28 protein-coding genes and 1 pseudogene are annotated in these 19,563 nt (G+C 58.2%); 26 read left to right on the top strand and 3 right to left on the bottom strand.

From position 1 onward, the window contains the following. Positions 1-7: 7 nt before the first annotated feature. Positions 8-889, bottom strand: coding sequence for a S24 family peptidase (locus tag ASC74_RS07770; protein ID WP_056740602.1), 882 nt, complete (start codon positions 887-889; stop codon positions 8-10). 108 nt (positions 890-997) lie between these two features. Here ASC74_RS07770 and ASC74_RS07775 point away from each other — a divergent pair, with 108 nt between their 5' ends. The 14 genes from ASC74_RS07775 to ASC74_RS07860 all read left to right on the top strand — a co-directional run bounded on the left by ASC74_RS07775 (position 998) and on the right by ASC74_RS07860 (position 9,366). After that, a complete protein-coding gene (locus tag ASC74_RS07775) occupies positions 998-1,204 on the top strand; it encodes a Cro/CI family transcriptional regulator (protein ID WP_056740604.1) in 207 nt (68 codons plus the stop codon). Positions 1,205-1,239: 35 nt separating this feature from the next. After that, positions 1,240-1,443 carry a hypothetical protein gene (locus ASC74_RS07780; RefSeq protein ID WP_020799051.1) on the top strand — a complete coding sequence of 68 codons (204 nt, stop codon included), beginning with the start codon at positions 1,240-1,242 and terminating at the stop codon, positions 1,441-1,443. Positions 1,444-1,841: 398 nt separating this feature from the next. Beyond that, the gene (locus tag ASC74_RS07790; RefSeq protein WP_056740608.1) at positions 1,842-2,267 is read left to right on the top strand and encodes a phage regulatory CII family protein; all 426 of its coding nucleotides are present in this window, start codon (positions 1,842-1,844) and stop codon (positions 2,265-2,267) included. A gap of 64 nt (positions 2,268-2,331) precedes the next feature. Continuing rightward, the gene (locus ASC74_RS07795; protein WP_056740610.1) at positions 2,332-3,183 is read left to right on the top strand and encodes a BRO-N domain-containing protein; all 852 of its coding nucleotides are present in this window, start codon (positions 2,332-2,334) and stop codon (positions 3,181-3,183) included. Position 3,184: 1 nt separating this feature from the next. After that, the gene (locus tag ASC74_RS07800) at positions 3,185-4,165 is read left to right on the top strand and encodes a hypothetical protein (RefSeq protein WP_056740614.1); all 981 of its coding nucleotides are present in this window, start codon (positions 3,185-3,187) and stop codon (positions 4,163-4,165) included. Further along, positions 4,152-4,952 (top strand): hypothetical protein, encoded by an 801-nt coding sequence (locus tag ASC74_RS07805; RefSeq protein WP_056740615.1) that lies wholly within the window; start codon positions 4,152-4,154, stop codon positions 4,950-4,952. The genes ASC74_RS07800 and ASC74_RS07805 overlap by 14 nt, the downstream gene beginning before the upstream one ends. Continuing rightward, entirely contained in the window at positions 4,945-5,532 is a 588-nt protein-coding gene (locus ASC74_RS07810; protein WP_048392606.1) for a DUF1367 family protein, read from the top strand. Before ASC74_RS07805 ends, ASC74_RS07810 begins: the two co-directional genes overlap by 8 nt. Next, positions 5,529-6,170, top strand: a complete 642-nt coding sequence (locus ASC74_RS07815; protein WP_056740616.1) for a recombination protein NinG — start codon at positions 5,529-5,531, stop codon at positions 6,168-6,170. Before ASC74_RS07810 ends, ASC74_RS07815 begins: the two co-directional genes overlap by 4 nt. Further along, on the top strand, positions 6,167-6,862 hold the full coding sequence (locus ASC74_RS07820) for a hypothetical protein (RefSeq protein WP_056740621.1): 696 nt from the start codon (positions 6,167-6,169) through the stop codon (positions 6,860-6,862). Before ASC74_RS07815 ends, ASC74_RS07820 begins: the two co-directional genes overlap by 4 nt. A gap of 748 nt (positions 6,863-7,610) precedes the next feature. Further along, complete coding sequence (locus tag ASC74_RS07830; protein ID WP_046047667.1) at positions 7,611-7,925, top strand: phage holin, lambda family; 315 nt, start codon at positions 7,611-7,613, stop codon at positions 7,923-7,925. Beyond that, positions 7,922-8,299 (top strand): hypothetical protein, encoded by a 378-nt coding sequence (locus ASC74_RS07835; RefSeq protein ID WP_056740625.1) that lies wholly within the window; start codon positions 7,922-7,924, stop codon positions 8,297-8,299. Before ASC74_RS07830 ends, ASC74_RS07835 begins: the two co-directional genes overlap by 4 nt. A gap of 221 nt (positions 8,300-8,520) precedes the next feature. Next, positions 8,521-8,742, top strand: coding sequence for a hypothetical protein (locus tag ASC74_RS07845; RefSeq protein ID WP_056740629.1), 222 nt, complete (start codon positions 8,521-8,523; stop codon positions 8,740-8,742). Further along, a complete protein-coding gene (locus ASC74_RS07850) occupies positions 8,739-8,930 on the top strand; it encodes a hypothetical protein (protein WP_056740630.1) in 192 nt (63 codons plus the stop codon). The genes ASC74_RS07845 and ASC74_RS07850 overlap by 4 nt, the downstream gene beginning before the upstream one ends. 181 nt (positions 8,931-9,111) lie before the next feature. Continuing rightward, the gene (locus tag ASC74_RS07860; protein ID WP_056740632.1) at positions 9,112-9,366 is read left to right on the top strand and encodes a hypothetical protein; all 255 of its coding nucleotides are present in this window, start codon (positions 9,112-9,114) and stop codon (positions 9,364-9,366) included. Positions 9,367-9,397: 31 nt separating this feature from the next. Here the strand turns inward: ASC74_RS07860 and ASC74_RS07865 are convergent, their stop codons facing one another. Next, the gene (locus tag ASC74_RS07865; RefSeq protein WP_056740633.1) at positions 9,398-9,598 is read right to left on the bottom strand and encodes a hypothetical protein; all 201 of its coding nucleotides are present in this window, start codon (positions 9,596-9,598) and stop codon (positions 9,398-9,400) included. Positions 9,599-9,670: 72 nt separating this feature from the next. Here ASC74_RS07865 and ASC74_RS07870 point away from each other — a divergent pair, with 72 nt between their 5' ends. From ASC74_RS07870 to ASC74_RS07890, 5 genes are read left to right on the top strand one after another with little or no spacing between them, the layout of a single operon-like run. Then, the gene (locus tag ASC74_RS07870; protein ID WP_056740634.1) at positions 9,671-10,294 is read left to right on the top strand and encodes a putative metallopeptidase; all 624 of its coding nucleotides are present in this window, start codon (positions 9,671-9,673) and stop codon (positions 10,292-10,294) included. 31 nt (positions 10,295-10,325) lie between these two features. After that, positions 10,326-10,787, top strand: coding sequence for a DUF2280 domain-containing protein (locus ASC74_RS07875; protein WP_056740636.1), 462 nt, complete (start codon positions 10,326-10,328; stop codon positions 10,785-10,787). Further along, a complete protein-coding gene (locus ASC74_RS07880) occupies positions 10,774-12,075 on the top strand; it encodes a terminase large subunit domain-containing protein (protein ID WP_056740638.1) in 1,302 nt (433 codons plus the stop codon). Before ASC74_RS07875 ends, ASC74_RS07880 begins: the two co-directional genes overlap by 14 nt. After that, on the top strand, positions 12,072-13,487 hold the full coding sequence (locus ASC74_RS07885) for a DUF4055 domain-containing protein (RefSeq protein ID WP_056740641.1): 1,416 nt from the start codon (positions 12,072-12,074) through the stop codon (positions 13,485-13,487). Before ASC74_RS07880 ends, ASC74_RS07885 begins: the two co-directional genes overlap by 4 nt. Beyond that, positions 13,462-14,550 (top strand): minor capsid protein, encoded by a 1,089-nt coding sequence (locus ASC74_RS07890; RefSeq protein ID WP_056740643.1) that lies wholly within the window; start codon positions 13,462-13,464, stop codon positions 14,548-14,550. The genes ASC74_RS07885 and ASC74_RS07890 overlap by 26 nt, the downstream gene beginning before the upstream one ends. Here ASC74_RS07890 and ASC74_RS31580 read toward each other — a convergent pair. Beyond that, positions 14,489-15,079, bottom strand: a complete 591-nt coding sequence (locus tag ASC74_RS31580) for a hypothetical protein (RefSeq protein ID WP_156400802.1) — start codon at positions 15,077-15,079, stop codon at positions 14,489-14,491. The two genes, ASC74_RS07890 and ASC74_RS31580, sit on opposite strands and share 62 nt — an antisense overlap. A 131-nt stretch (positions 15,080-15,210) precedes the next feature. On the opposite strand from ASC74_RS31580, the gene ASC74_RS07895 reads away from it, so the two are divergent. The 7 genes and pseudogenes from ASC74_RS07895 to ASC74_RS07925 all read left to right on the top strand — a co-directional run bounded on the left by ASC74_RS07895 (position 15,211) and on the right by ASC74_RS07925 (position 19,538). Beyond that, a complete protein-coding gene (locus tag ASC74_RS07895; RefSeq protein WP_056740645.1) occupies positions 15,211-15,939 on the top strand; it encodes a hypothetical protein in 729 nt (242 codons plus the stop codon). 12 nt (positions 15,940-15,951) lie between these two features. Further along, on the top strand, positions 15,952-16,902 hold the full coding sequence (locus tag ASC74_RS07900; RefSeq protein WP_056740647.1) for a major capsid protein: 951 nt from the start codon (positions 15,952-15,954) through the stop codon (positions 16,900-16,902). 46 nt (positions 16,903-16,948) lie between these two features. After that, the gene (locus tag ASC74_RS07905) at positions 16,949-17,521 is read left to right on the top strand and encodes a hypothetical protein (RefSeq protein WP_056740653.1); all 573 of its coding nucleotides are present in this window, start codon (positions 16,949-16,951) and stop codon (positions 17,519-17,521) included. Positions 17,522-17,583: 62 nt separating this feature from the next. Beyond that, the gene (locus ASC74_RS07910) at positions 17,584-18,087 is read left to right on the top strand and encodes a DnaT-like ssDNA-binding protein (RefSeq protein WP_056740655.1); all 504 of its coding nucleotides are present in this window, start codon (positions 17,584-17,586) and stop codon (positions 18,085-18,087) included. A 16-nt stretch (positions 18,088-18,103) separates the two neighbouring features. Further along, positions 18,104-18,475 (top strand): hypothetical protein, encoded by a 372-nt coding sequence (locus tag ASC74_RS07915; protein ID WP_056740657.1) that lies wholly within the window; start codon positions 18,104-18,106, stop codon positions 18,473-18,475. Continuing rightward, positions 18,472-19,125, top strand: a pseudogene (locus ASC74_RS07920) (hypothetical protein). The gene ASC74_RS07915 and the pseudogene ASC74_RS07920 overlap by 4 nt, the downstream one beginning before the upstream one ends. Then, entirely contained in the window at positions 19,122-19,538 is a 417-nt protein-coding gene (locus tag ASC74_RS07925; protein ID WP_056740659.1) for a phage tail terminator-like protein, read from the top strand. Before ASC74_RS07920 ends, ASC74_RS07925 begins: the two are co-directional and overlap by 4 nt. Positions 19,539-19,563 lie beyond the last annotated feature (25 nt).

The following is a 19,563-nucleotide window of genomic DNA, read 5'->3' on the forward strand; positions in this document are numbered from 1 at the left end:
TATAGGGCTAGACGAGATGCGCGTTCCAAACCAGAAGCACCCGGGCCTGGATGAACGTCATGTCTCGACGAATCATCCGGTCTTTGTGCTTAGTGTTGTCCGAGATCATCTCAAAATGATCTTCATCGGCAACCTGGAGCCGCTTGATGTAGATGTGATCGTCCCAAGAAAATAGATAGATCCCATCTCCGGCGAACTCGCGAATATTCACGTCAACGATCAGCGGGTCGCGGTGCTTGATCGTCGGCTCCATTGACTGGCCCCAGCCGGTAACCATCTTCAGGTGGAAGTGTTCTTCGAAATCAACTCCAAGCTCGCGCAGATGCTTCGGGCTTATTCGGACATCCTTGAACATCTCTGGATGATCATGAGCAATCTGGCCACCACCCATGGCGCCGCGGATGTCGTAGTGGGCGATCCATACCTCATCACCCACCAAGCCCGGTCGGGAGAAGTCGCCAGTGATCACATTACCGCTATCGACGTGCCCGTTGTCAGTCTCCTCCGCTACAGCCAGTAGCCGGTCGCGCACAAACTCTGGAATGCCACTGCCTTGTTTTGCCAGCATCTGGCGAACCATTTCAGCAGCGGAAGACCCGAAGCCGACTGCTATCTCCACGGCGTTGGTCATTCCGTAGATTTCTTTTGCCAATCGTTTGCTGAATTTTTCGACCGGCACGCCAAGCTGCCGCGAAAGCACGGTGGCAAATTTTGCGTTCAAAGGATTTGTGCCGTTTAGATACATCGCAACAGCAGCAGCAGAAATATCAGCCGCTTCGGCAAGGCTTGCTTGAGTGAGGCCGAGGGCGTTCTTTTTCGACACGAATAATGCTTTCGCCGCGTCGCACTCAGCCTTCAGCTCTGGGGAAAGCTCTTTCTTTTTCGTCATCCGTGGAATTTAACCGTTGGTTAATTAATTTGCGGCAACCGGCGGTATTGCTAGAAAACTAACCGGCGGTTAATATCATTCTCGAAAACACCATTCGAGATTTCCAGAATGAAGCAGATCCCACTTACAGAGCTGGTTGCTACGAAAGGGCAGGCCTTTGCGGCCAAAGCTCTTGGGGTCAGCCCTGCCGCAATCAGCAAGGCCATTTCGGCCGAGCGAAATATTTCAGTCACCTGCAATCAGGACGGGACCTTTGAAGCGCATGAGCTCAAGTCCTTCCCGGCTCAGGCGATCCCAAAGAAATCAGCCGCCTAACCCTGCCCAGTCATACCGAAAGCGGAAGTGAACCTATGGCCTACGACGATAAAGCGCATCGGCACGAGCACCAGGTGAAGGTGCGCCTCGATGACGAAGTCTTTCAGGAACTAAAGGACGTTGCCCGCGACATGAAGCTGCAACACAGCGTGCTTAGCCGAGAAATCATCGAGGCCGCGCTTGAGGTCAAGCGAACGCTCGGAGAGCTGCCGTTTGAGCTGGAGAAAAGACGCGCCTGAGAAGGCCATAGAGGGGGATTCATGCCCAGTGCAGTAGTTGAACTCAGGAAGGGCGCAACAGAAGAACTGGCGCGATGGGCGTCGGAGATCGGAATCACCCCGGATGCCTTGGCTTCCGAGCTTTTACGACTGGCGATGCCAGGGCTCAAGAAAGCGATCTGCGACAGCGCACCACCCGGAAGCAACGTGGTTGCCTTCCCGCCAAAGCGGTGATTCACAGCCCTTATTAGGGACCGAAGAGTGAGCAGGGCGGGCCGGTTAGGGATTTCAAGATTGGCGCTGGTCCCTGGTTCGGGACTGGAAGAAAAGAAGGTCATGGATTCGTCCCTGATCAGTTGATGAACAGAGTTTCTCCAAAGTAGTGGCTCGAAGCCACGTAACGATTTTCGGGGTGTTACATGCAATCACTGATGAGAGCCATCTACGACGTAGTCGACGAGCACGGCACCAAGAAGATCGCGGAAGGCGCGAGCTTCACTTCTCGCACCCTGCTAGCCCAGAAAGCCAACCCTGACTATGACAGCCACAACATGAACGTTGCCGAGCTTGATCGGATCATGGCGTTCACTCGTGACTTCCGCCCGCTGGCGGCCTGGGCGGATCGCTTCGGGTTTGACCTGGTGGCGCGTGAGCGCCCGGCAGCGAAGCCGCTAATGATTGCGCTGTGCCATTTGACCGCCGAGTGCGGCGACGTCGGCCGACTGATCTTCGATGCCACTGCCGACAACCACATCAGCCAGCACGAGAAAGCCCAGGGCGACAAAGCCATCCAAGAAGCCATCGACGCGCTGCACGTTCTGCGCGAGTCGCTGAAGGCTGCCTGAATTTCAGACACAAAAAAGCCGACGGAGAAGGTCGGCTGATTCGCAAAACTAGAGAGCGCCGATTATGCAGAGCCAACCCAATTCAAGCAATACCCCGAACCATGTCGCGACACGTTTTATTAATTCCGAAAACGTGTCGCGCACCAATTCAGTTATCCCTTTCGACTTCGACGGCGGTGCCATCCGCGTCATCACTGACCAACTTGGTGATCCGTGGTTCGTCGCTCGTGACGTTGCTGACGCTCTGGGTTACGCCAAACCAGAAAACGCTGTATCCCGCCACTGCAAGGCCGCGACCACTACCCCGAAACAGGGTGGTGGTTTCATGACCATCATTCCTGAGCGCGATGTGTACCGGTTGGTGATGCGCTCAAAACTTACAGGTGCCGAGCGCTTCGAGGAATGGGTTGTTGGTGAGGTACTTCCGAGCGTGCGCAAGACAGGTAAGTTCGAAGTGGTCGGCCCGAGCAGTTCGAAGGTCGTCGGCGAACTGGCAATCATGGAATGTTTCACCCGGCTTCTGAAGCCGGCACCGTCCAGTCAAATGCTGATGCTCGCCAAGATCGCCGCGAACAACGGACTCGACGCGCAGTTCCTCCCAGGCTACGCCATCGACGCAGCACCGGACGCCACCGGCGGCAGTTCCATGCCGACCAAGGCCGTTACCGCGCTGATCAAAGACTTCGACCTGCGCACGTCGGCGCCAGCCTTTAACAAGCTGCTGGAGGCTCATGGATTCCTCAAGGAGATGCAGCGCCGTAACTCCAAGCAGGAATACGTCGACTTCTGGTCGGTGACTGAGAAAGGTCTGGCCTACGGCAAAAACCTCACCAGCCCCCAATCCCCCCGCGAGACGCAGCCACACTGGTATGTCGATCGTTTCCTCGAACTGGCCAAACTGGTCGGGAAGGCCTGACATGCAATACACCGTCACGATCAACCAGGTGAAGGCGCTTGAGTGGGGGCTGAACTCTCAGCAGGCCCTGCTGTTCGCCTTCGTCTACGAGAGCCCGAGCTGGGCCAATCCAATCAAGACGGATAGCGGGATCTACTTCGCGCTGAGCAAGAGCAAAATCGTTGACGAACTGCCGCTGCTCACAGATAAACCGGACACCGCTTACCGACTACTGAAAGCTCTGCGTGATGCCGGTCTGATTGAGCTTTCCAGCACTTCCAGCATCACGCTGATCCGCCTTACTGAGAAGGCGAAAGAGTGGAATCGCAAACTGGATGGGTCGGAAAAATATCCGACCTCCGATGCCCTTGATGGTCGGAAAAAAATCCGATCTACCTCGGATAAATCTCCGAGCAAGGCCGGAAAAAAATCCGATTCAGGGTCGGAAAAATCTCCGACAAATCAGGGTACCAATAATCAGGGTACCAATCAGGTAACCAGTAATCAGGATTTGCAGGACGGCTCGGACAAGCCGAGCCGATCCGGCGGGTTGGTGCTGGTCGTTGATCGCACCGACGCGCCACGGGTTGAAATCCCTGCCGACATGCCAGGCCCCAAAGACCAGACCTGCAAGACCTTCAAGACTTGGGCGAATTACGCCATGGCTTACCGCAAGCGCTATGGCGCCTGGCCGGTGTGGAATGCCAAGGTCGGCGGCCAGCTCGGTCAGATTGTCAGCCGCCTTGGTGCTGATGTCGCCCACCACGTCGCCGCGCACTTCCTGAAAACCAGCGATGCCTCTGTGCTGCGCAAGTGCCACAGCCTCAACGAGTTGTTGGCCAACGCCGAGAGCTACCACACCCAGTGGGTAACCGGTCAGCGCATCAACGGGGCCACTGCCCGCCAGATGGAGCGCACCGAAGCCAACCTGTCCGCCGCAGAGCAAGCCGCTCAGCTCGTTCTGGCCAAACGCCAGGCAGGAGAGCGCAATGAATACCTCTGAAATGTCAGACGCCCAAGTTGCAGGTCTGGCGGCGGCCATCTGTGCCACTGCTGAAGCGATGGGCCAGGAGATCAGTCCAGGCACCGCCGCTTTGATGGCTGAAGACTTGTCGGTTTATCCGGTCGCCATCGTTCGTGACGCATTGAAGTCGTGCCGCAACGAAGTGAAGGGCCGGCTGGCAATGGTCGAGATCCTTACGCGGGTGCAGCTCAAGGATGGCCGACCTGGGAAGGACGAGGCGTGGTCGATTGCTCTTACCGCAGGCGATGAATCCGAAACAGTCGTAATGACCGCCGAGATACGCCAGGCGATGGTTGCCGCGCAGCCGATTTTGAGTCGTCGAGATGTTGTTGGTGCCCGGATGGCCTTCAACAGCGCCTACGAGCGTCTGGTATCCGCAGCCAGGTCCGAAGCCAAGCCGACCACTTGGAGCGTTTCCCTCGGGCTTGACCCGGCGCGCCGGGTCACAGCGATTGAGTCGGCAGTCCGTATGCAATTGATCACCCAGCAGACGGGAACCCAGTACCTGGCGGACCTGCGCATCGCGCCCGTCACCGCCGATGGCCAGGCCATCGCTGGGCTTATTACCGGTTCTACCGCGGAGCCATCTCCTCATCTGCGCGAGAAACTCGCCGAAGTACGCCATATCGTCGATGCGGCGAAGGGCCGGCAAAAACACGAACGACTCAAGAAGGCCCAGGCGGATCGGGTTGACACCTATCTGCGCAAGCGCAAGTTCCGTGTGGCCATCGCAGCAGCGCAACGCAAGGAGGTATCCCATGGCTGAACTCGCACTTATCCGCACCGCCCAAGGCCTGGTGCCTGCCACCGAAGCCGACCGTGAAACCGTCCAGAAGTGGAAGGCAGGCCAGATCATTCATGGCAAGTTCACCCGCATGCGCAACGGCAAGTTCCACGGCAAGTTCTTCTCGATGCTCGATTTGGCGTGGGAATACTGGGAGCCAGTCGGCGGCCTGATCCCGCGCCAGGAGATGCGCGGCATTCGAGGACTGGCCAAGTTTTTCGAGGCGCAAAGCGGAAAACCGGGGCAGCTCTCGCACGCGGTTGCGGCTTACATCACCGGCCTTGAGTCGGCTCGCGCTGAGCGTTTCCCGGCAGTAGACAAGAGCCGGGAAGCCTTTCGTGAGTGGGTGACGATCGAGGCCGGCCATTTCCACCTGGTGCACACGCCTGAAGGGATCCGCAAAGAGGCCAAGTCGATCAGCTGGGCAAACATGGATGACACCGCCTTCGAGCCACTTTATCGCGACGTCTTCAACGCCTGCTGGCGGTTGGTGCTGTCCGCGCACTTTGAGAATGAAGCTGATGCGCTTTCCGCGGCTGATCAGTTGGGGAGTTACGCATGAAACGCACAGAGCTGAAGCGCGCCACGCCGTTGAAGTCTGGAGGCATCCAGGCGCGCGAGCGTCGCAAGAAACGCTGCAAAGTATGCAAGGCCATGTTCGCCCCGGCTCGCGACTTCCAGGCGGTGTGTGGGGAGATCGCCTGCGCCATCGCTCATGCGCCGGCCAATCAAGTCCGCGCACGCAAGGCGCTGGCCGACATCGAGCGCAAAGAGATCAAGGTCCGCAAGGAGAAGCTGAAGAGTCGGGCCGACCATCTGCGCGAAGCCCAGGTCGCGGTGAACGAGTACGTGCGCATGCGAGACGCGCACCTGCCGTGCATCAGCTGCGACTCAAGTCCGAGTGATCATGACCTGATCACCGGCAGCCGCTGGGACGCTGGTCACTACCGATCTGTCGGCGCTTGCCCGGAGCTGCGCTTCGAGCCGCTGAACATTCACCGCCAGTGCGTGAAGTGCAATCGCAACCTGTCCGGCAACGCGGTCGAGTACCGAATCCGTTTGGTGCTGCGCATCGGCGCCGAGCAGGTCGCATTTCTCGAAGGGCCCCATCCGGCCCGCAAATACACCGTCGAAGAAATCAAAACCATCAAGGCCGAATACCGAGTCAAGACCCGCGAACTGAAGAGGGCTGCAGCATGATCTATCCAGGCGTTCTGAACGCAGTTGTCTCGGCCCTCGCGGCTGAGGCCATCGACAACACCAGCAAGCAAGCATGGCAGAAGCTGTACAACTCTGCCGACGAGGAGGAGGGCGGCGATCTGGCGACGCTGGTTCGCTCGCGTGGCGCCGGCACCATAGACCGCACGCAAGTGGACTGCTGGGTGTCCGCCCGGTTGCACAGCGCGCTCGAGCAGAACCATTGGGATGCGCTGGTGGCGAAGTACAGCACGCACAAGGGGCGCAAGGTTCAGGCAATTGCAGCGTTGCAGACCCTGATTGCCACCCCGGCGCCGAAGCTGTTCCTGTTCAAGGCGACGACAGCGTGGGCCATTCCACAGTTGAAGGGCGCGCGGCCAAAGGTGGTGACGTCAGTATCGGTCGAGATCCCGATCGACGCTCCGGAGTGGCGCCGCGAAGCCGTGGTGAAGGCTGCGCTGGCTGCCGGTCAGGCGAAGGTTAAGCGCGACACTTTGCGATCCGCCGACATGATCGTGCTGAAGGACAGCTTCTACGACATGAGCACGTGGGACAACGACGGGACGCCGGAATCGACTCGGCGGCGGTGGCGGCAGGACATCGGCCGCGCTGCTGACGATCTGGTCAACGAGGCGCTGGCACACGCCGCCGACATTCTGGAGGCGGAAGGATTACTGATTGAGCGGGCTGCATGATTGCCTGTTGACATCATTGAGCGGATGAGCGAAATTAATCCCATCCTGTCATTCCTGTGTGCATCAAGGTGTGACGACCAGTTCGTACTCTTCGGAGCGGGCGGTGCAGGGAAGTTGTTGACGTTGGGAGGGGCCGCGTTTTTTGGAATTATTGTTCTGATTATGTGGTGCGTTCTTTTAAAAATCACTTCTGACACTCAGCAAACTGGACCGAAAGGGGGTAATGGTATGGGTAAATTATTTGGTGTTTCCGTGGCAACATTCGTGGCAAATGCTTCAACGGCCCTACTCGTTAACAACCTTCCAGCACTTAGCATTCGGCTGATGTAATAGGCCACCGGTTTCGCGAGTCCAGCGCAACCAACAGAACCCCAGGCGACCTTAGTCGACTGGGGTTTTTTTATGTCGCCAGTTTTTACCTGTAGCAAGGACAGCCCTCGGAAAGGCCTGGTCGTCGATAAACCGGACAGTGCGACGTACGGAATCAACACCGGCAGCCCGCGCACCCTGACCTCGCAATGCTGCGGGGTGGCGCGAGACTGAATCGCGAGATCGATGCAAAGGGGCGTCGACGCAGTGAAGGTCTTCGGCAGACAGGAGGGGAAAGACCCTCACACCTATTTCGAGCCTCGGCATCTGCTGGGGCTTTTTCGTTTTCGACTCCACCACGCCCATTGCTCCGAGCTGGGAGTGTTGCTGGAGTCGGATCTATCAATCTCCCCGAGAGGGAGCCATTGGATTCTCAATCATGCCGGACAGACCTGAGAGCTGGGCCAAGTTCTGGGAGGCAATGAGCAATCCACTCCTACAGGGCGCAATTATGGCGATCCTCATCTCCCTCTTGCGCGTGCTGTACGACGCCAAAGAAACCAGCAAGCGCCGGATCATTTTCGAGGCGCTGATCTGCGGAGGCCTGAGCCTGTCAGCCAGTAGCGTGATCGCCTGGATGGAGTGGCCATCGAACCTTTCGGTCGCAGCCGGCGGGGCCATTGGCTTCCTCGGCGTGACAGCCATTCGCGAGATGGTGACCCGCTTCTTGGGTCGCAAGGTGGATTCGCTATGAAGGCCTTTGCCGCCGCAGCAATCATCGCGCTCGTTGCCTGCCTGTTGCTGGGCATCCAGCACTACCAGGTCATTGCACTTGAAGGTCAGGTGACGATCGAGGCCAAGGGCAAGCAGGACGCCATCGCGGCCAACAACGAGAGCCAGTTGACGATCACCACCCTGCGCGCTGAAGCCCAGCGCAACGCCGATTACCTGAAAGACCTGAACAAGCGAATCAGGGCCAGCGAAGACAAAGCCAAAAAGGCGAGGAAAGACTTTGAAGATCTCAAGCGCAACAGCAAGCCTGTTCGTGATTGGGCTGCTCAGCCTCTGCCTGACGGCCTGCGCGGGAAAACCGGCAGTAGTAACAAAGACCCAGGCAGTAAGAATTGAAGCGCCCGAGCTGATCCCGTGCGAGCGGATCGACGCAGCTGAATCTGAGGCTGGCCTTCGCCTGAATGGCGATGTGTGGGAGCTGAAGGATCAGGCCATCAAGCTGCTCGACACGTGCGCCGACCAGGTGGACGCCCAGATCAAGCGCAGTCAGAGCAAGTAACCGAATCCGCGACACGTTTCGCGTATCTGCAAATTGTGTCGCGACCTTGGAGAGCATCATGAGCGATCAGTCAGGCGAGCATATTCACAGCTGGGACGACGGTCGTGGGCTGCGCAAGGTCCTCGTCGATGGCCAGCCAGTAACCCACGTGATCTGGTGTGACACGAAGGTCGGCATTGCAGTAGTAACGGATTACCCTCTCAAGTCATCAAATGGAGAGCATGTCGACTTCCATCCCCTCTGGGGCGAGATCACTGTCGTTCCCATGGAGGGCGCATGACCAGCATCACCCGCCTGCATCACGCATTACCGCTGAGCCCTGCCATCAATCAGGCGACTACTGAGCTGGATAGCGCCATCGCCAAAGCGATTGACGCTGCCAAGGCTGCGGGCCTGCCTCAAGGACTGGTCGTGTCTCTCTTGCATGGGCATGCGCACGGACAGACCCACATCATGGTGAGCAAATGACCGCAGATGTTCACGACATCGCGGACCAGCGACCGCACCTGACAGTGGTGGCAAGTGACGCCATCCACGTTCTGCCTTGTGACCTAGTGCGCTCAGTGATCACTGGAGACAAGCCGTCCGCCATCCTGACTGAGCCAGTAGTGCGCCGGATCATTGAAGAGTGGCTACAGCAGGTGACCGAATGACCATGAAAGTCGTTGAGTTCAAGCGGGAAGATTGGCGCGACGCCGCCAAGACCCTGCGCAAGATCGCCGATGACCTGGACGCCGGTGAGCATCCCGAGTGCACTGTGGGCGCCTTGACGCTGATCGGCGTGAAGGGTGAGGTCACTGTGTTCGGCCTCGGCCCCAAGTGCGACGACTTGCAATGTCTGGGTGCCATGCGCCTGGGTGAGCAGAAGCTGATTGATGTGCTGCTGGATGGCGGGGCGGGGTAGGTGTGCCGCAGGCGAGTGCGGCACGGGTTTGTTACTTGACCTTCAGCGCTTGCTGGATCTGGTCGGCGTAAGTCGAGAGCATCTTCATGTGAGCACTCAGGCTGAACTTCTGATTGCCGCTCCCTGCATATGCATGGATCAAATCTAGTGCCGCAGCAACCGCCGCAGCGCGCTTTGCTTCGCTTTTCAAGGCTGAGTTGTTGGCAATTATTGGGGCGAATGTTTCAGACATAACTACTTCCTTGCATTGATTGATCCTTACCAATACCGGCAACTCGCCACTATTTCAAGCTCAAGGTGATTCATGGACAGGCCATACCCTCCATCGTCATTGATTGAGCTGTCCGATCTTTCCGACTTCGGTACCCGCCTGACCCCGGCTCCCGAAGTGTGGGAGTGGCTCCAAGCCGAGATCCTTGCCGACACCGGAAGCATTCACAACGAAGACCATGCTCATTTACTGGATGCAGACATCCGGATCATGTGGGCGTCTTCACACTTCGAGAAGCAGGGGCGGACAGTTCTTGGCCAGGCCGAGCAAGTGGCGTTCCGCGCAGGTGGTTGGCAGAAAGCCCGGATGGAACAACAGATGCGTGATTGGTTCGGCGATGTGCCGGCCTTCATCATCACCCTGGCTGCTGACTACTGCTCGCAGTGCTCCGACGCCGACTTCTGCGCACTTATCGAGCACGAGCTGTACCACATCGCTCAAGCTACCGATAAGTACGGTCAACCAGCCTTCACTGAAGAAGGCGCTCCCAAGCTGAAGCTGCGTGGCCACGACGTCGAAGAGTTCGTCGGTGTGGTTCGCCGCTACGGTGCGAGCCCTGACGTTCAAGCGTTGGTGGATGCAGCAAACAAACCTGCTGAGGTAGGGAAATTGAACATATCGAGGGCCTGCGGAACCTGTCTGCTCAGATCGGCCTGAAATTTGACAGGCATTAGACGGAATCCAATTTATGGCGACCCTGAATAGTGAGGTGAAAGGCTTCATCGTTCAGGCGTTGGCGTGCTTTGACACCCCCTCGCAAGTGGTGGAGGCCGTCAAACAAGAATTCGGCATCGAGATATCCCGGCAGCTCTGCGAATCACACGACGCTACCAAGCGATCCAGCAAGACGCTCGCGGCCAAATGGGTGACCCTGTTTCACGACACCCGCAAGCGCTTCCGGGAGGAAATGGCAGAGATACCTATCGCCAACCGGGCATACCGACTTCGCGGCTTGGGCCGTATGGCAGAAAAGGCCGAGAGCATGCGTAATTTGGCGCTTACCGCTCACCTCTATGAGCAGGCGGCCAAAGAGTGCGGCGATATCTACGTCAACCGGAACAAGAAGGAAGACGCCGGCGACGAGCCAGTGATCCCGACCCGCATTCAAGTAGACGTGGTGGATGCGAGGAAACCGAATGCCGAGCCTTAACGTTCCGCAGGCTCACTTCCTCACGCTACCGCACAAATTTCGCGCATTCGTTGCAGGGTTCGGCTCAGGTAAGACCTGGGTTGGATGCTCGGCGCTGTGCAAGCACTTCATGGAGTGGCCTGGTGTCAACGCTGGCTACTTCGCGCCGACTTACCCGCAGATCCGGGACATCTTCTATCCGACAGTGGAAGAGGTGGCCTATGACTGGGGACTGAAGACCAAGATCAACCAGGCGAACCATGAGGTTCACATTTACAGCGGCCGGCAGTATCGCGGCACTGTGATTTGCCGGTCGATGGAGAAGCCGCAGACGATTGTCGGCTTCAAGATCGGTCACGCCTTGGTCGATGAGCTGGATGTGCTGACGTCGATCAAGGCTCAGCAGGCCTGGCGCAAGATCATTGCCCGGATGCGTTACAACCTGCCGGGGTTGAAGAACGGTGTCGACGTGACCACGACGCCGGAAGGCTTCAAATTCGTCTTCCTGCAATTCGTGAAGCAGCTTCGCGACAAGCCGAAGCTGAACGAGATGTATGGCCTGGTGCAGGCGAGCACGTTCGACAACGAGCTGAACCTGCCGAGCGACTACATCGAATCGCTGATGGAGTCGTATCCGCCGCAACTGATCCTCGCTTACCTGAACGGCCAGTTCGTCAACCTGGCGTCCGGATCGATCTACCACACCTACGACCGCAAGCTGAATCAGTGCTTCGATACGGTGCAGCCGGGTGAGCCTTTGTTCATCGGCATGGACTTCAACGTGGGCAAGATGGCGGCGATCACACACGTTAAGCGCGACCAAGGGTTGCCCCGGGCCGTCGATGAGTTGATGGATGGCTACGACACGCCGGACATGATCCGTCGCATCAAAGAACGCTACTGGGAGCACACCGGCAACGACTACAAGAAGACCTGCGAGATCCGGATCTACCCGGACGCCTCTGGTGATTCACGTAAGTCGGTCAATGCCAGCGTCACCGATATCGCCATGCTCAAGCAGGCGGGCTTCACAGTCATCGCGCCGGCGGCCAACCCGCCAGTCAAGGATCGGATCAACGCCATGAACGCCATGTTCTGCAACGCGCAGGGCGAGCGGCGTTACCTGGTCAACCCGTTTACATGCCCGACGTATGCCGACGGGCTTGAGCAGCAAATCTGGGCGCCAAACGGTGAGCCGGATAAGAGCCAAGGCAACGACCACGCCAACGATGGCGGTGGTTACTTCATTCACCGCGAGTACCCGATTATCAAGCCGGTCACCGCTATCAAAATGGGATACGCCCGATGAGCAATGACGTCTCCTTCAAGCGGGCGGATTACATCGAAGTGCTGGACCGCTGGGCTACCGTACGCGATATCTGCGCCGGCCAGCACCGGGTGGTTTCTCGATTGCCGTACATCAACGCACACGACAAATCGCCGGAGAATGCCGACCGGAACAAGGCCTATCGCGAGCGCGCCGTGTTCAAGAACGCCACCGGGCATACACGCAACGGCTTGCTGGGCCTGGCCTTCCACAAAGACCCGACGCTCACAGTGCCGAAGAAGCTGGAGTACTTGCAGGACAATGCCAACGGGTCCGGGGTGAGCATCTACCAGCACTCGCAAGGCACGCTTGAGAAGGTGCTTGAGGCTGGGCGTCATGGTCTGTACGTCGATTTCCACCAAGATGACGGTGCTGGTGGTCACTCAGTCATCCTGTCTTACTGCGCCGAGGACATCATCAACTGGCGCACCGGCATGGTGAACGGCCACAACGTGCTGACGTTGGTCGTGCTGCGTGAGATGCCGGAGGTTGAGGAAGGCTTCGGATTCAAGGTGGTCGAGCAGTTTCGTGAGCTTGCGCTTGAGCCTGAAGGTTTTGTCTGTCGAGTTTGGCGTCGCTCTGGTCCGAGAGGTGGTGGCCCGCTTGAGGTCGCGGACACATTTATTCCGGAGGGCATTACCGGGCGCCTCAAAGAAATCCCGTTCACATTCGTCGGTGCACAGAACAACGATCCAACAATCGACGAGTCACCGCTATACGACATCGCAATGATCAACCTGGGGCATTACCGCAACAGCGCTGACTACGAAGACAGCGTCTTCTGGTGTGGCCAGGCTCAGCCATGGATCTCTGGCCTGGATGAGCAGTGGCGCGACCATATGGAGAAAAACGGCGTTTACGTCGGTTCCCGGGCGCCAATGCTGCTCCCCGCAGGCGGCGCCTTTGGTTACGCACAGCCATCGCCGAACACCCTGGTCAAAGAGGCAATGGCCGACAAGAACCAGATGATGATCGAGCTGGGCGCCCGAATGGTTGTTGCGTCACTGGCTGCCAAAACGGCTACCGAGTCCCGCGGTGATCAGTCTGCATCAACATCGGTGCTGGCTGGGTGCGTGGCGAACGTCAGCGAGGCCTATACCCGAGCGATCATTTGGTGCGGCCAGTACATGGGCATCAGTGACAAGGTCGCGTACCAGGTCAATCAGGAGTTCGTCGAGCTGACAGCTGATCCGCAGATGATCACGGCCTTGGTTGGCCTATGGCAGAACGGCGGCTTCGCGAAGGCGGATCTGCGGTCTTACCTGCGGAAACTGGGCTTGATTGCCCCGGAGCGCACGGACTTGCAGATTGATGGCGAGCTTCAAGAGCAGAGCGATGGCCTGGGCCTGGATGATGAGGTAACACCAAATGGCGGCAAACCAAGCAATCCTTGACGCCACGATCCGGCATGCGGTCTTCCTCGAAAAGCTGAAGGCAGGGGAGGTCGGAAAGTTTGCACCTTTCCTCAAGGAGATTGACCGCTCGATCCGGGACAGGCTCACCCAGTCGGACCTGACCGAGTACAACGTCAAGCGTCTTGAAGCGCTCTTGAAAGAAGTCGACAGCCTGCTGCTGGGCATCTTCGATCGTTACAGCACGCAACTGAACCTCGATCTGATCGACATTGCCAACTACGAAGCTGAGTTCGAGGCCACAAGTCTGGCCAGGTCCGCGCCGGTCGGCGTGTCGCTTGATGTTGCGGCGCCGACGGCTGCGGCCATCAGGGCGGCAGTGCTGACGAATCCACTCAGCGTGCGCGGCAGCGGCGGCGGGAAGCTGCTGAAGTCGTTCATCAAGGGTTGGACCACTGCCGAGCGGGAGCGCGTTACCGGCACGATCCGGCAGGGTTTCTTCGAAGGGCAAACGAACTTCCAGGTCATCCGCAATATTCGCGGCACCAAGGCGGCGGGGTACAAGGACGGCATCCTGGCAACTACCAATCGCAATGCCAGCACGGTCGTGCACACCGCGATTCAGCATGTGTCGTCACAGGCGCGCATGGAAGTGGCCAAGGCCAACACGGACATCGTGTCCGAGATCGAAATGGTCGCCACGCTGGACAGCAAGACCAGCCAGCAATGTCGCTCGATGGATAAGCGGCGCTTCCCAGTCATCTCTGGGCCAAGGCCGCCGTTCCACCCGAACTGCCGCACCACGTTCATTCTGTTGACTAAGCTCAGCGAGATGTTCGCCAAGGGCGCTACGCGGGCTTCAGTAGGGGCCGATGGTGCGGGGCAGGTCAGTGCGAGTCTCGACTATTACCACTGGCTACAGCAGCAGCCGGCTTCGTTTCAGGATGTAGCTATTGGCCCCGTTCGGGCGAAGCTATTCCGTGAAGGCGGGTTGAGCGTGGAGCGCTTTGCTGAGCTGCAGCTAGATCGCAACTTTGCGCCGCTCACCCTTGCTCAGATGAAGACTTTGGAGCCCCTAGCATTTGAGAAGGCCAGGTTGATTTAGTCAAATCCGAGCATTCTTTTTTGGATTGTTGAAATTTGTCAGTCTCCTCGAAGAAAAAAGAAAGCAGGTCGTAATCTTTTTTATGAATTTCTTCTTTTACGGCTTTGATTTTTTCAGGTGTATCAGCAGACATTATTTGCGCAATTGCTTCACCCGCATTCATCGCGGCCAGCCCGAGCTTGAGCGGGGCGTGTATTGATAGCTCGTTTGCAGCGGCAATTGCCTTCTCCCCAGAGCGGTAGTAATCGTCTTTCTTCATATTGGGGTTGATGTTTTTGCTGAGCCATTCAGCACGGAGAGCTAAGAAAACTCCTGCTTTATCACGAAGTTTTGATTCTTGCTCGTCAACTCTTTTGATGCAGCTCTCGTACATCGACTGTTTCAATGCCTTGTCGCTTGAATACCACGTCAGCCCAGCCCCCACTAGGCCAACAAGTCCAGCTAAACATGCTGCAAAAAACACTTCCGTGACTCGACTTTTCTTGGGTGGCAATGGGGAAGGTTTGGTTTTCTTCAACTGGCGACGCATCGCTTTTCCTGTCTAAACAATAGATTTTGAATGGTCGAGCAGACTAACGAAATCGCCGCAAAAACCAACCCGCACTGCGGGTTTTTTTATGCCTGCAAAGCAGGCCGACCAAACCCAAGGGGTGCATCAACGTGGCAGAAGAAAACGAAATCGACCTGGACAACCCGGCAATCAAGGCCGCTATCGCGACTGCCGTTGAAGCATCCGTTTCGGGTCTGAAAACCAAGAACACGGAACTGCTGGGCAAGCTGAAAGACACCACCGGCAAGCTGACCCAGTTCGAAACCCAGTTTGAAGGCATCGACATCGACGCCGTCAAAGGGTTGCTGAGTCGGGCAGGCCAGGACGAAGAAACCAAGCTGCTGACAGAAGGCAAGGTGGACGAAGTCTTTAACCGTCGCACCGAGCGCCTGCGTGCTGATACCGACAAACAACTGAAGGCGATCACCACGCGCGCCGAGAAGGCAGAAGCCTTCGCTGCCAAGTTCCAGGGCAAAGTTCTGGGTGACTCGGTGCGGGGCGCAGCACTGAAAGCCGGCGCTCTGCCGGAAGCAACCGACGACATCATCCTGCGCGCTAAGGGCGTGTTCTCACTGAACGAAGAGGGCGAAGCTGTAGCCGTTGATGAGTCTGGCCAGACCATCCTCGGCAAAGACGGCAAAACTCCTCTGACCCTGCTCGAATGGGCGGAATCACTGCGCGAAAGCGCGCCTCACCTGTGGCCAAGGGCTTCAGGGACACAAGCCCCGGGCGGGGGTGGCGGCCAGGCTGCATTCAAACGCTCCGAAATGACCTCCGAGCAAAAGCGCGATTACCAGCGCAAGCACGGCCAAACCGCATTCCTGCAATTGCCTAAGTAAGGGGACCCACCCATGACTACAACCGTTAACAGCGACCTGATCATCTACAACGATGAGGCGCAAACCGCATACCTCGAGCGTGTCCAGGACAACCTTGATGTCTTCAACGCATCTTCCAACGGCGCGATCGTTCTCGACAACGAGCTGATCGAAGGTGACTTCCGCAAGCGCTCTTTCTACAAAATCGGCGGCTCGCTGGAGCATCGCGATGTCAACTCCGTTGGCAAGGTGACCGCGAAGAAGATTGGCGCCGGCGAAGCGGTGGGCGTTAAGGCTCCGTGGAAGTACGGCCCGTACCAGACCACCGAAGAGGCGTTCAAGCGCCGTGGTCGCCCGGTCGATGAGTTCTCCCAGATCATCGGCGCCGACGTGGCCGATGCCACCCTGGAAGGCTTCATCCAGTACGCCACTGCCGCATTGCGTGCTGCTATCAGCTCCAACGCCGGGATGGTGGTAACCGCCAACATCGAAACCGACGGCAAGAAGACCTTGACCCGCGGCATGCGCAAATTCGGCGACAAGTTCGGTCGCATTGCCCTTTGGGTCATGCACTCCAGCGCTTACTTCGACATCGTCGACGAGGCCATTGCCAACAAGGTTTACGAAGAAGCCGGTGTGGTGATCTACGGCGGCCTCCCGGGCACCTTGGGCAAGCCAGTGCTGGTGACCGACACCGCTCCTGCGGACGTGATCTTTGGCCTGCTGCCGAATGCTGTGGTGATCACTGAATCCCAGGCCCCGGGCTTCCGTTCGTACAACGTGGACGACGAGGAAAACCTCGGTATCGGCTACCGCGCCGAGGGCACAGTCAACATCGACGTGCTGGGTTACAGCTGGAAGGACGCCGTCGGCGGCGCGAACCCAACCCTGGCGGCCGTTGGTTCGGCGGCCAACTGGGTCAAGCACTCCGACAGCAACAAGGTCACCGCCGGCGTGATGATCACCCTGACGACTACGCCTTAAGGCTCACCCAAGACAGCGGCCAGAAATGGCCGCTACGGAGATTTCCATGGAACTCATCTATTCCACTCAAAGCTCCGGCTTTGATCCAGACAAGCGCTACCGTAACCCGGAGCACTTCGACCGTCCGGAAGCGGGTGTAACCGGTGTTGTTGTGGTTGGCGAATGGCCGAAAGTGGTCGAGGCATACGAGAATATTGGCGTCGAAGTGACGGCGATAGAAGCGGAGTCGCGCCAGGTGCTTGTTGTTGATGCTGGTGACAACAAGGCCGAACTGGAAGAGCTGATCGGCAAGCTGCGCATCGAAAGCGATATGGTCCGCGCTGTCATTGATGGGCTTGACGCTGGCGAGATTGAAAAGCCGGAAGCCGGCGAGCTCGCAATCCGCCTGTTTCAGGCGCTCGACGGCATCCGCCTTCAGATGGTCGATCTGGCCGGTGCGCGAGATGATCTCGCAACGGAAAATGAGACGCTGCGCAATGAACTCGCCGAGTTGAAGGCGGGCGAAGGCGTAGAGGTCGAAGCCCTGAAGGCTACGCTCGATGTGGCAGGCGTTTCGTACCGTGCGAATGCGTCGAAAGAATCCTTGGAAAAGCTCGTCGCCGACCTGCCCAGGGCGTAATACTGCAGGCTGTCGGTAAAGCGGCGGCCAATCATTCAAAGCTCATTTCAGCGAGTTGATCCATGACACTCATCATCGAGGACGGCACCGGTAAGCCAAACGCCGAAAGCTACGCGAGCGCCGAGGACCTGGTCATGTACGCCGGCAAGTTCGGCGTGACCATCCCTGCGGACGAGCCAGCGCAAGAAGCACTGCTTCGCCGGGCCGCCTTGGCGATGGATGGCAAGACCTGGAAGGGGCGCAAGACGGACAGCGATCAGGCTCTGGCCTGGCCGCGCCGGGGTGTTGAGCTGGATTGTCAGATTAAGCCAGACAACTACCTGCCGGCGCGCATCCAGTACGGCCAGATGGCCTTGGCCGCTGAGATTCACACCGACGACATTGACCCGATAGAGAAGCGCAAAGGCGCCGTGACGCTGGAGCGTGTCGAAGGCGCGGTAACTCGCGAGTACGCGACGATTTCCAACACCAGCGGCCGACTGTTGCCGGCAGCGCCGGATCGGCCAAGCGCCACGCAGTTTGCTGACTACTTACAGAAGCGGGGCCTCTTCGCCGTCCGCGCATAGCTGAAACGGAGCTTTCATGGCCACCTTCTACGACGAAATGGCCGAGATGGCTCTGGAGATGATCCGAGAGTTCGGCCAGGACGTGCCTATCCGTGACATCAAGCCTGGCGAGTACGACCCTGATACCGGCACAGCAGGCCCTGACACCATCATAGAGCAGACAGCTCAAGGCATCCTGCTCGACTACAGCGGCCAAGAATTCCAGGCCAATAGCCTGATCAAACAGGGTGATAAGAAGCTAAAGATCGCCGCCAAGGGGCTTGAGTGGGCGCCCGGCCTCCTGAACAAGGTGTTCGTTCAGAATCGCACCTGGTCAATCGTTCCGCCGCTGAAAGAGATCAACCCAGCCGGCACGCCGATCCTCTACGAATTGCAGGTTCGGTCGTGAGCAAGTACTCGGGCCTCAATGGCAGCTTCGCCGAGAACATTCGCCAGTTTGCTGAGCGGGCCAAGGCCGGGCTCGATGCAACCTTCCGCGAAATCGTGATCGAGATCGGCAGCAGCGTGATCCGCATGTCGCCGGTGGGCAATCCCGAGATCTGGGCGGCCAACGTCGCGCATCGACAGGCAAACACCGCCGCGGCTGATGCCTATGACGCGCACGTCGAAGTGCGCAACGTCATCAAGGCGCTGAAGCCGAGCAACTTCACGAAGGCTGGGAAGCTAAAGCGCACTGTGAAATACGCCAAACCTCTGACCAAGACTGAGCGCGACCAGAACTTCAATGTGAATGGTCTGGTCGCCGGCAAGGACTACGTGGGTGGGTGATTTCGCGGAAACTGGCAGTTCTCGATCGGCTCGCCGGTTGACGGCGTTTTGGACCAAATCGATGTATCGGGCAATGTCACGCTCGCCAAGCTGAAGCTTCAGGTCGAGCAGTTGAGTATCGGTGAGACGGCCTACATCGTGAATAACCTGCCGTACGCGATACCGCTCGAGTACGGGCATTCGAAGCAGGCGCCAGGCGGCATGGTTCGCATCACATTGGCCCGCTTCCAGCAGATCGTCGATGAAGCCATCAGGAAACACCAAACATGAGCCATAACCTCATCGCTTCAATCTACGAGGCCAAGCTGATCAACTGGGCGAAAGCCTTGCCGGTACCGCTGAAGGTCGTCGTCGAGAACGAGGCCTACACGCCAGTGGACGGCGCCACTTACCTGAAGGCGTTCACGCTGCCGGCCGATACCGCGAGCAACACGCTCGGTGGCGACCACAAGCTGTACACCGGTGTATTTCAGGTCAGCATCGTGACGCCGTCGGGCAAGTACCGCGGCGCCGCCGGTGCGCTGGCAGACCAGATCGCCGCGCTGTTCCCGCTGTACGAGCGGAACACCAAGGGTGCGCTGACCGTCGTGACGATGACCCCGGTTGACCCTGGGCCAGGCATTCCTGACGACACCACCTTTACCGTGCCTGTGTCTTTCCTGTACCGGTCCGACACTAACTAATCCGCCCATTGGGCAAACCCAGAAC

It is taken from the genome of Pseudomonas sp. Root329, assembly GCF_001424925.1.
In the GTDB taxonomy this organism is placed as follows: Bacteria; Pseudomonadota; Gammaproteobacteria; order Pseudomonadales; family Pseudomonadaceae; genus Aquipseudomonas; species Aquipseudomonas arabinosi.

Bases quoted from the DNA above. Each gene is read 5' to 3' on its own strand.
- ASC74_RS07770 (WP_056740602.1), bottom strand. From the start codon at position 889: ATGACGAAAAAGAAAGAGCTTTCCCCAGAGCTGAAGGCTGAGTGCGAC.
- ASC74_RS07775 (WP_056740604.1), top strand. From the start codon at position 998: ATGAAGCAGATCCCACTTACAGAGCTGGTTGCTACGAAAGGGCAGGCC.
- ASC74_RS07780 (WP_020799051.1), top strand. From the start codon at position 1,240: ATGGCCTACGACGATAAAGCGCATCGGCACGAGCACCAGGTGAAGGTG.
- ASC74_RS07790 (WP_056740608.1), top strand. From the start codon at position 1,842: ATGCAATCACTGATGAGAGCCATCTACGACGTAGTCGACGAGCACGGC.
- ASC74_RS07795 (WP_056740610.1), top strand. From the start codon at position 2,332: ATGCAGAGCCAACCCAATTCAAGCAATACCCCGAACCATGTCGCGACA.
- ASC74_RS07800 (WP_056740614.1), top strand. From the start codon at position 3,185: ATGCAATACACCGTCACGATCAACCAGGTGAAGGCGCTTGAGTGGGGG.
- ASC74_RS07805 (WP_056740615.1), top strand. From the start codon at position 4,152: ATGAATACCTCTGAAATGTCAGACGCCCAAGTTGCAGGTCTGGCGGCG.
- ASC74_RS07810 (WP_048392606.1), top strand. From the start codon at position 4,945: ATGGCTGAACTCGCACTTATCCGCACCGCCCAAGGCCTGGTGCCTGCC.
- ASC74_RS07815 (WP_056740616.1), top strand. From the start codon at position 5,529: ATGAAACGCACAGAGCTGAAGCGCGCCACGCCGTTGAAGTCTGGAGGC.
- ASC74_RS07820 (WP_056740621.1), top strand. From the start codon at position 6,167: ATGATCTATCCAGGCGTTCTGAACGCAGTTGTCTCGGCCCTCGCGGCT.
- ASC74_RS07830 (WP_046047667.1), top strand. From the start codon at position 7,611: ATGCCGGACAGACCTGAGAGCTGGGCCAAGTTCTGGGAGGCAATGAGC.
- ASC74_RS07835 (WP_056740625.1), top strand. From the start codon at position 7,922: ATGAAGGCCTTTGCCGCCGCAGCAATCATCGCGCTCGTTGCCTGCCTG.
- ASC74_RS07845 (WP_056740629.1), top strand. From the start codon at position 8,521: ATGAGCGATCAGTCAGGCGAGCATATTCACAGCTGGGACGACGGTCGT.
- ASC74_RS07850 (WP_056740630.1), top strand. From the start codon at position 8,739: ATGACCAGCATCACCCGCCTGCATCACGCATTACCGCTGAGCCCTGCC.
- ASC74_RS07860 (WP_056740632.1), top strand. From the start codon at position 9,112: ATGACCATGAAAGTCGTTGAGTTCAAGCGGGAAGATTGGCGCGACGCC.
- ASC74_RS07865 (WP_056740633.1), bottom strand. From the start codon at position 9,598: ATGTCTGAAACATTCGCCCCAATAATTGCCAACAACTCAGCCTTGAAA.
- ASC74_RS07870 (WP_056740634.1), top strand. From the start codon at position 9,671: ATGGACAGGCCATACCCTCCATCGTCATTGATTGAGCTGTCCGATCTT.
- ASC74_RS07875 (WP_056740636.1), top strand. From the start codon at position 10,326: ATGGCGACCCTGAATAGTGAGGTGAAAGGCTTCATCGTTCAGGCGTTG.
- ASC74_RS07880 (WP_056740638.1), top strand. From the start codon at position 10,774: ATGCCGAGCCTTAACGTTCCGCAGGCTCACTTCCTCACGCTACCGCAC.
- ASC74_RS07885 (WP_056740641.1), top strand. From the start codon at position 12,072: ATGAGCAATGACGTCTCCTTCAAGCGGGCGGATTACATCGAAGTGCTG.
- ASC74_RS07890 (WP_056740643.1), top strand. From the start codon at position 13,462: ATGGCGGCAAACCAAGCAATCCTTGACGCCACGATCCGGCATGCGGTC.
- ASC74_RS31580 (WP_156400802.1), bottom strand. From the start codon at position 15,079: ATGCGTCGCCAGTTGAAGAAAACCAAACCTTCCCCATTGCCACCCAAG.
- ASC74_RS07900 (WP_056740647.1), top strand. From the start codon at position 15,952: ATGACTACAACCGTTAACAGCGACCTGATCATCTACAACGATGAGGCG.
- ASC74_RS07905 (WP_056740653.1), top strand. From the start codon at position 16,949: ATGGAACTCATCTATTCCACTCAAAGCTCCGGCTTTGATCCAGACAAG.
- ASC74_RS07910 (WP_056740655.1), top strand. From the start codon at position 17,584: ATGACACTCATCATCGAGGACGGCACCGGTAAGCCAAACGCCGAAAGC.
- ASC74_RS07915 (WP_056740657.1), top strand. From the start codon at position 18,104: ATGGCCACCTTCTACGACGAAATGGCCGAGATGGCTCTGGAGATGATC.
- ASC74_RS07925 (WP_056740659.1), top strand. From the start codon at position 19,122: ATGAGCCATAACCTCATCGCTTCAATCTACGAGGCCAAGCTGATCAAC.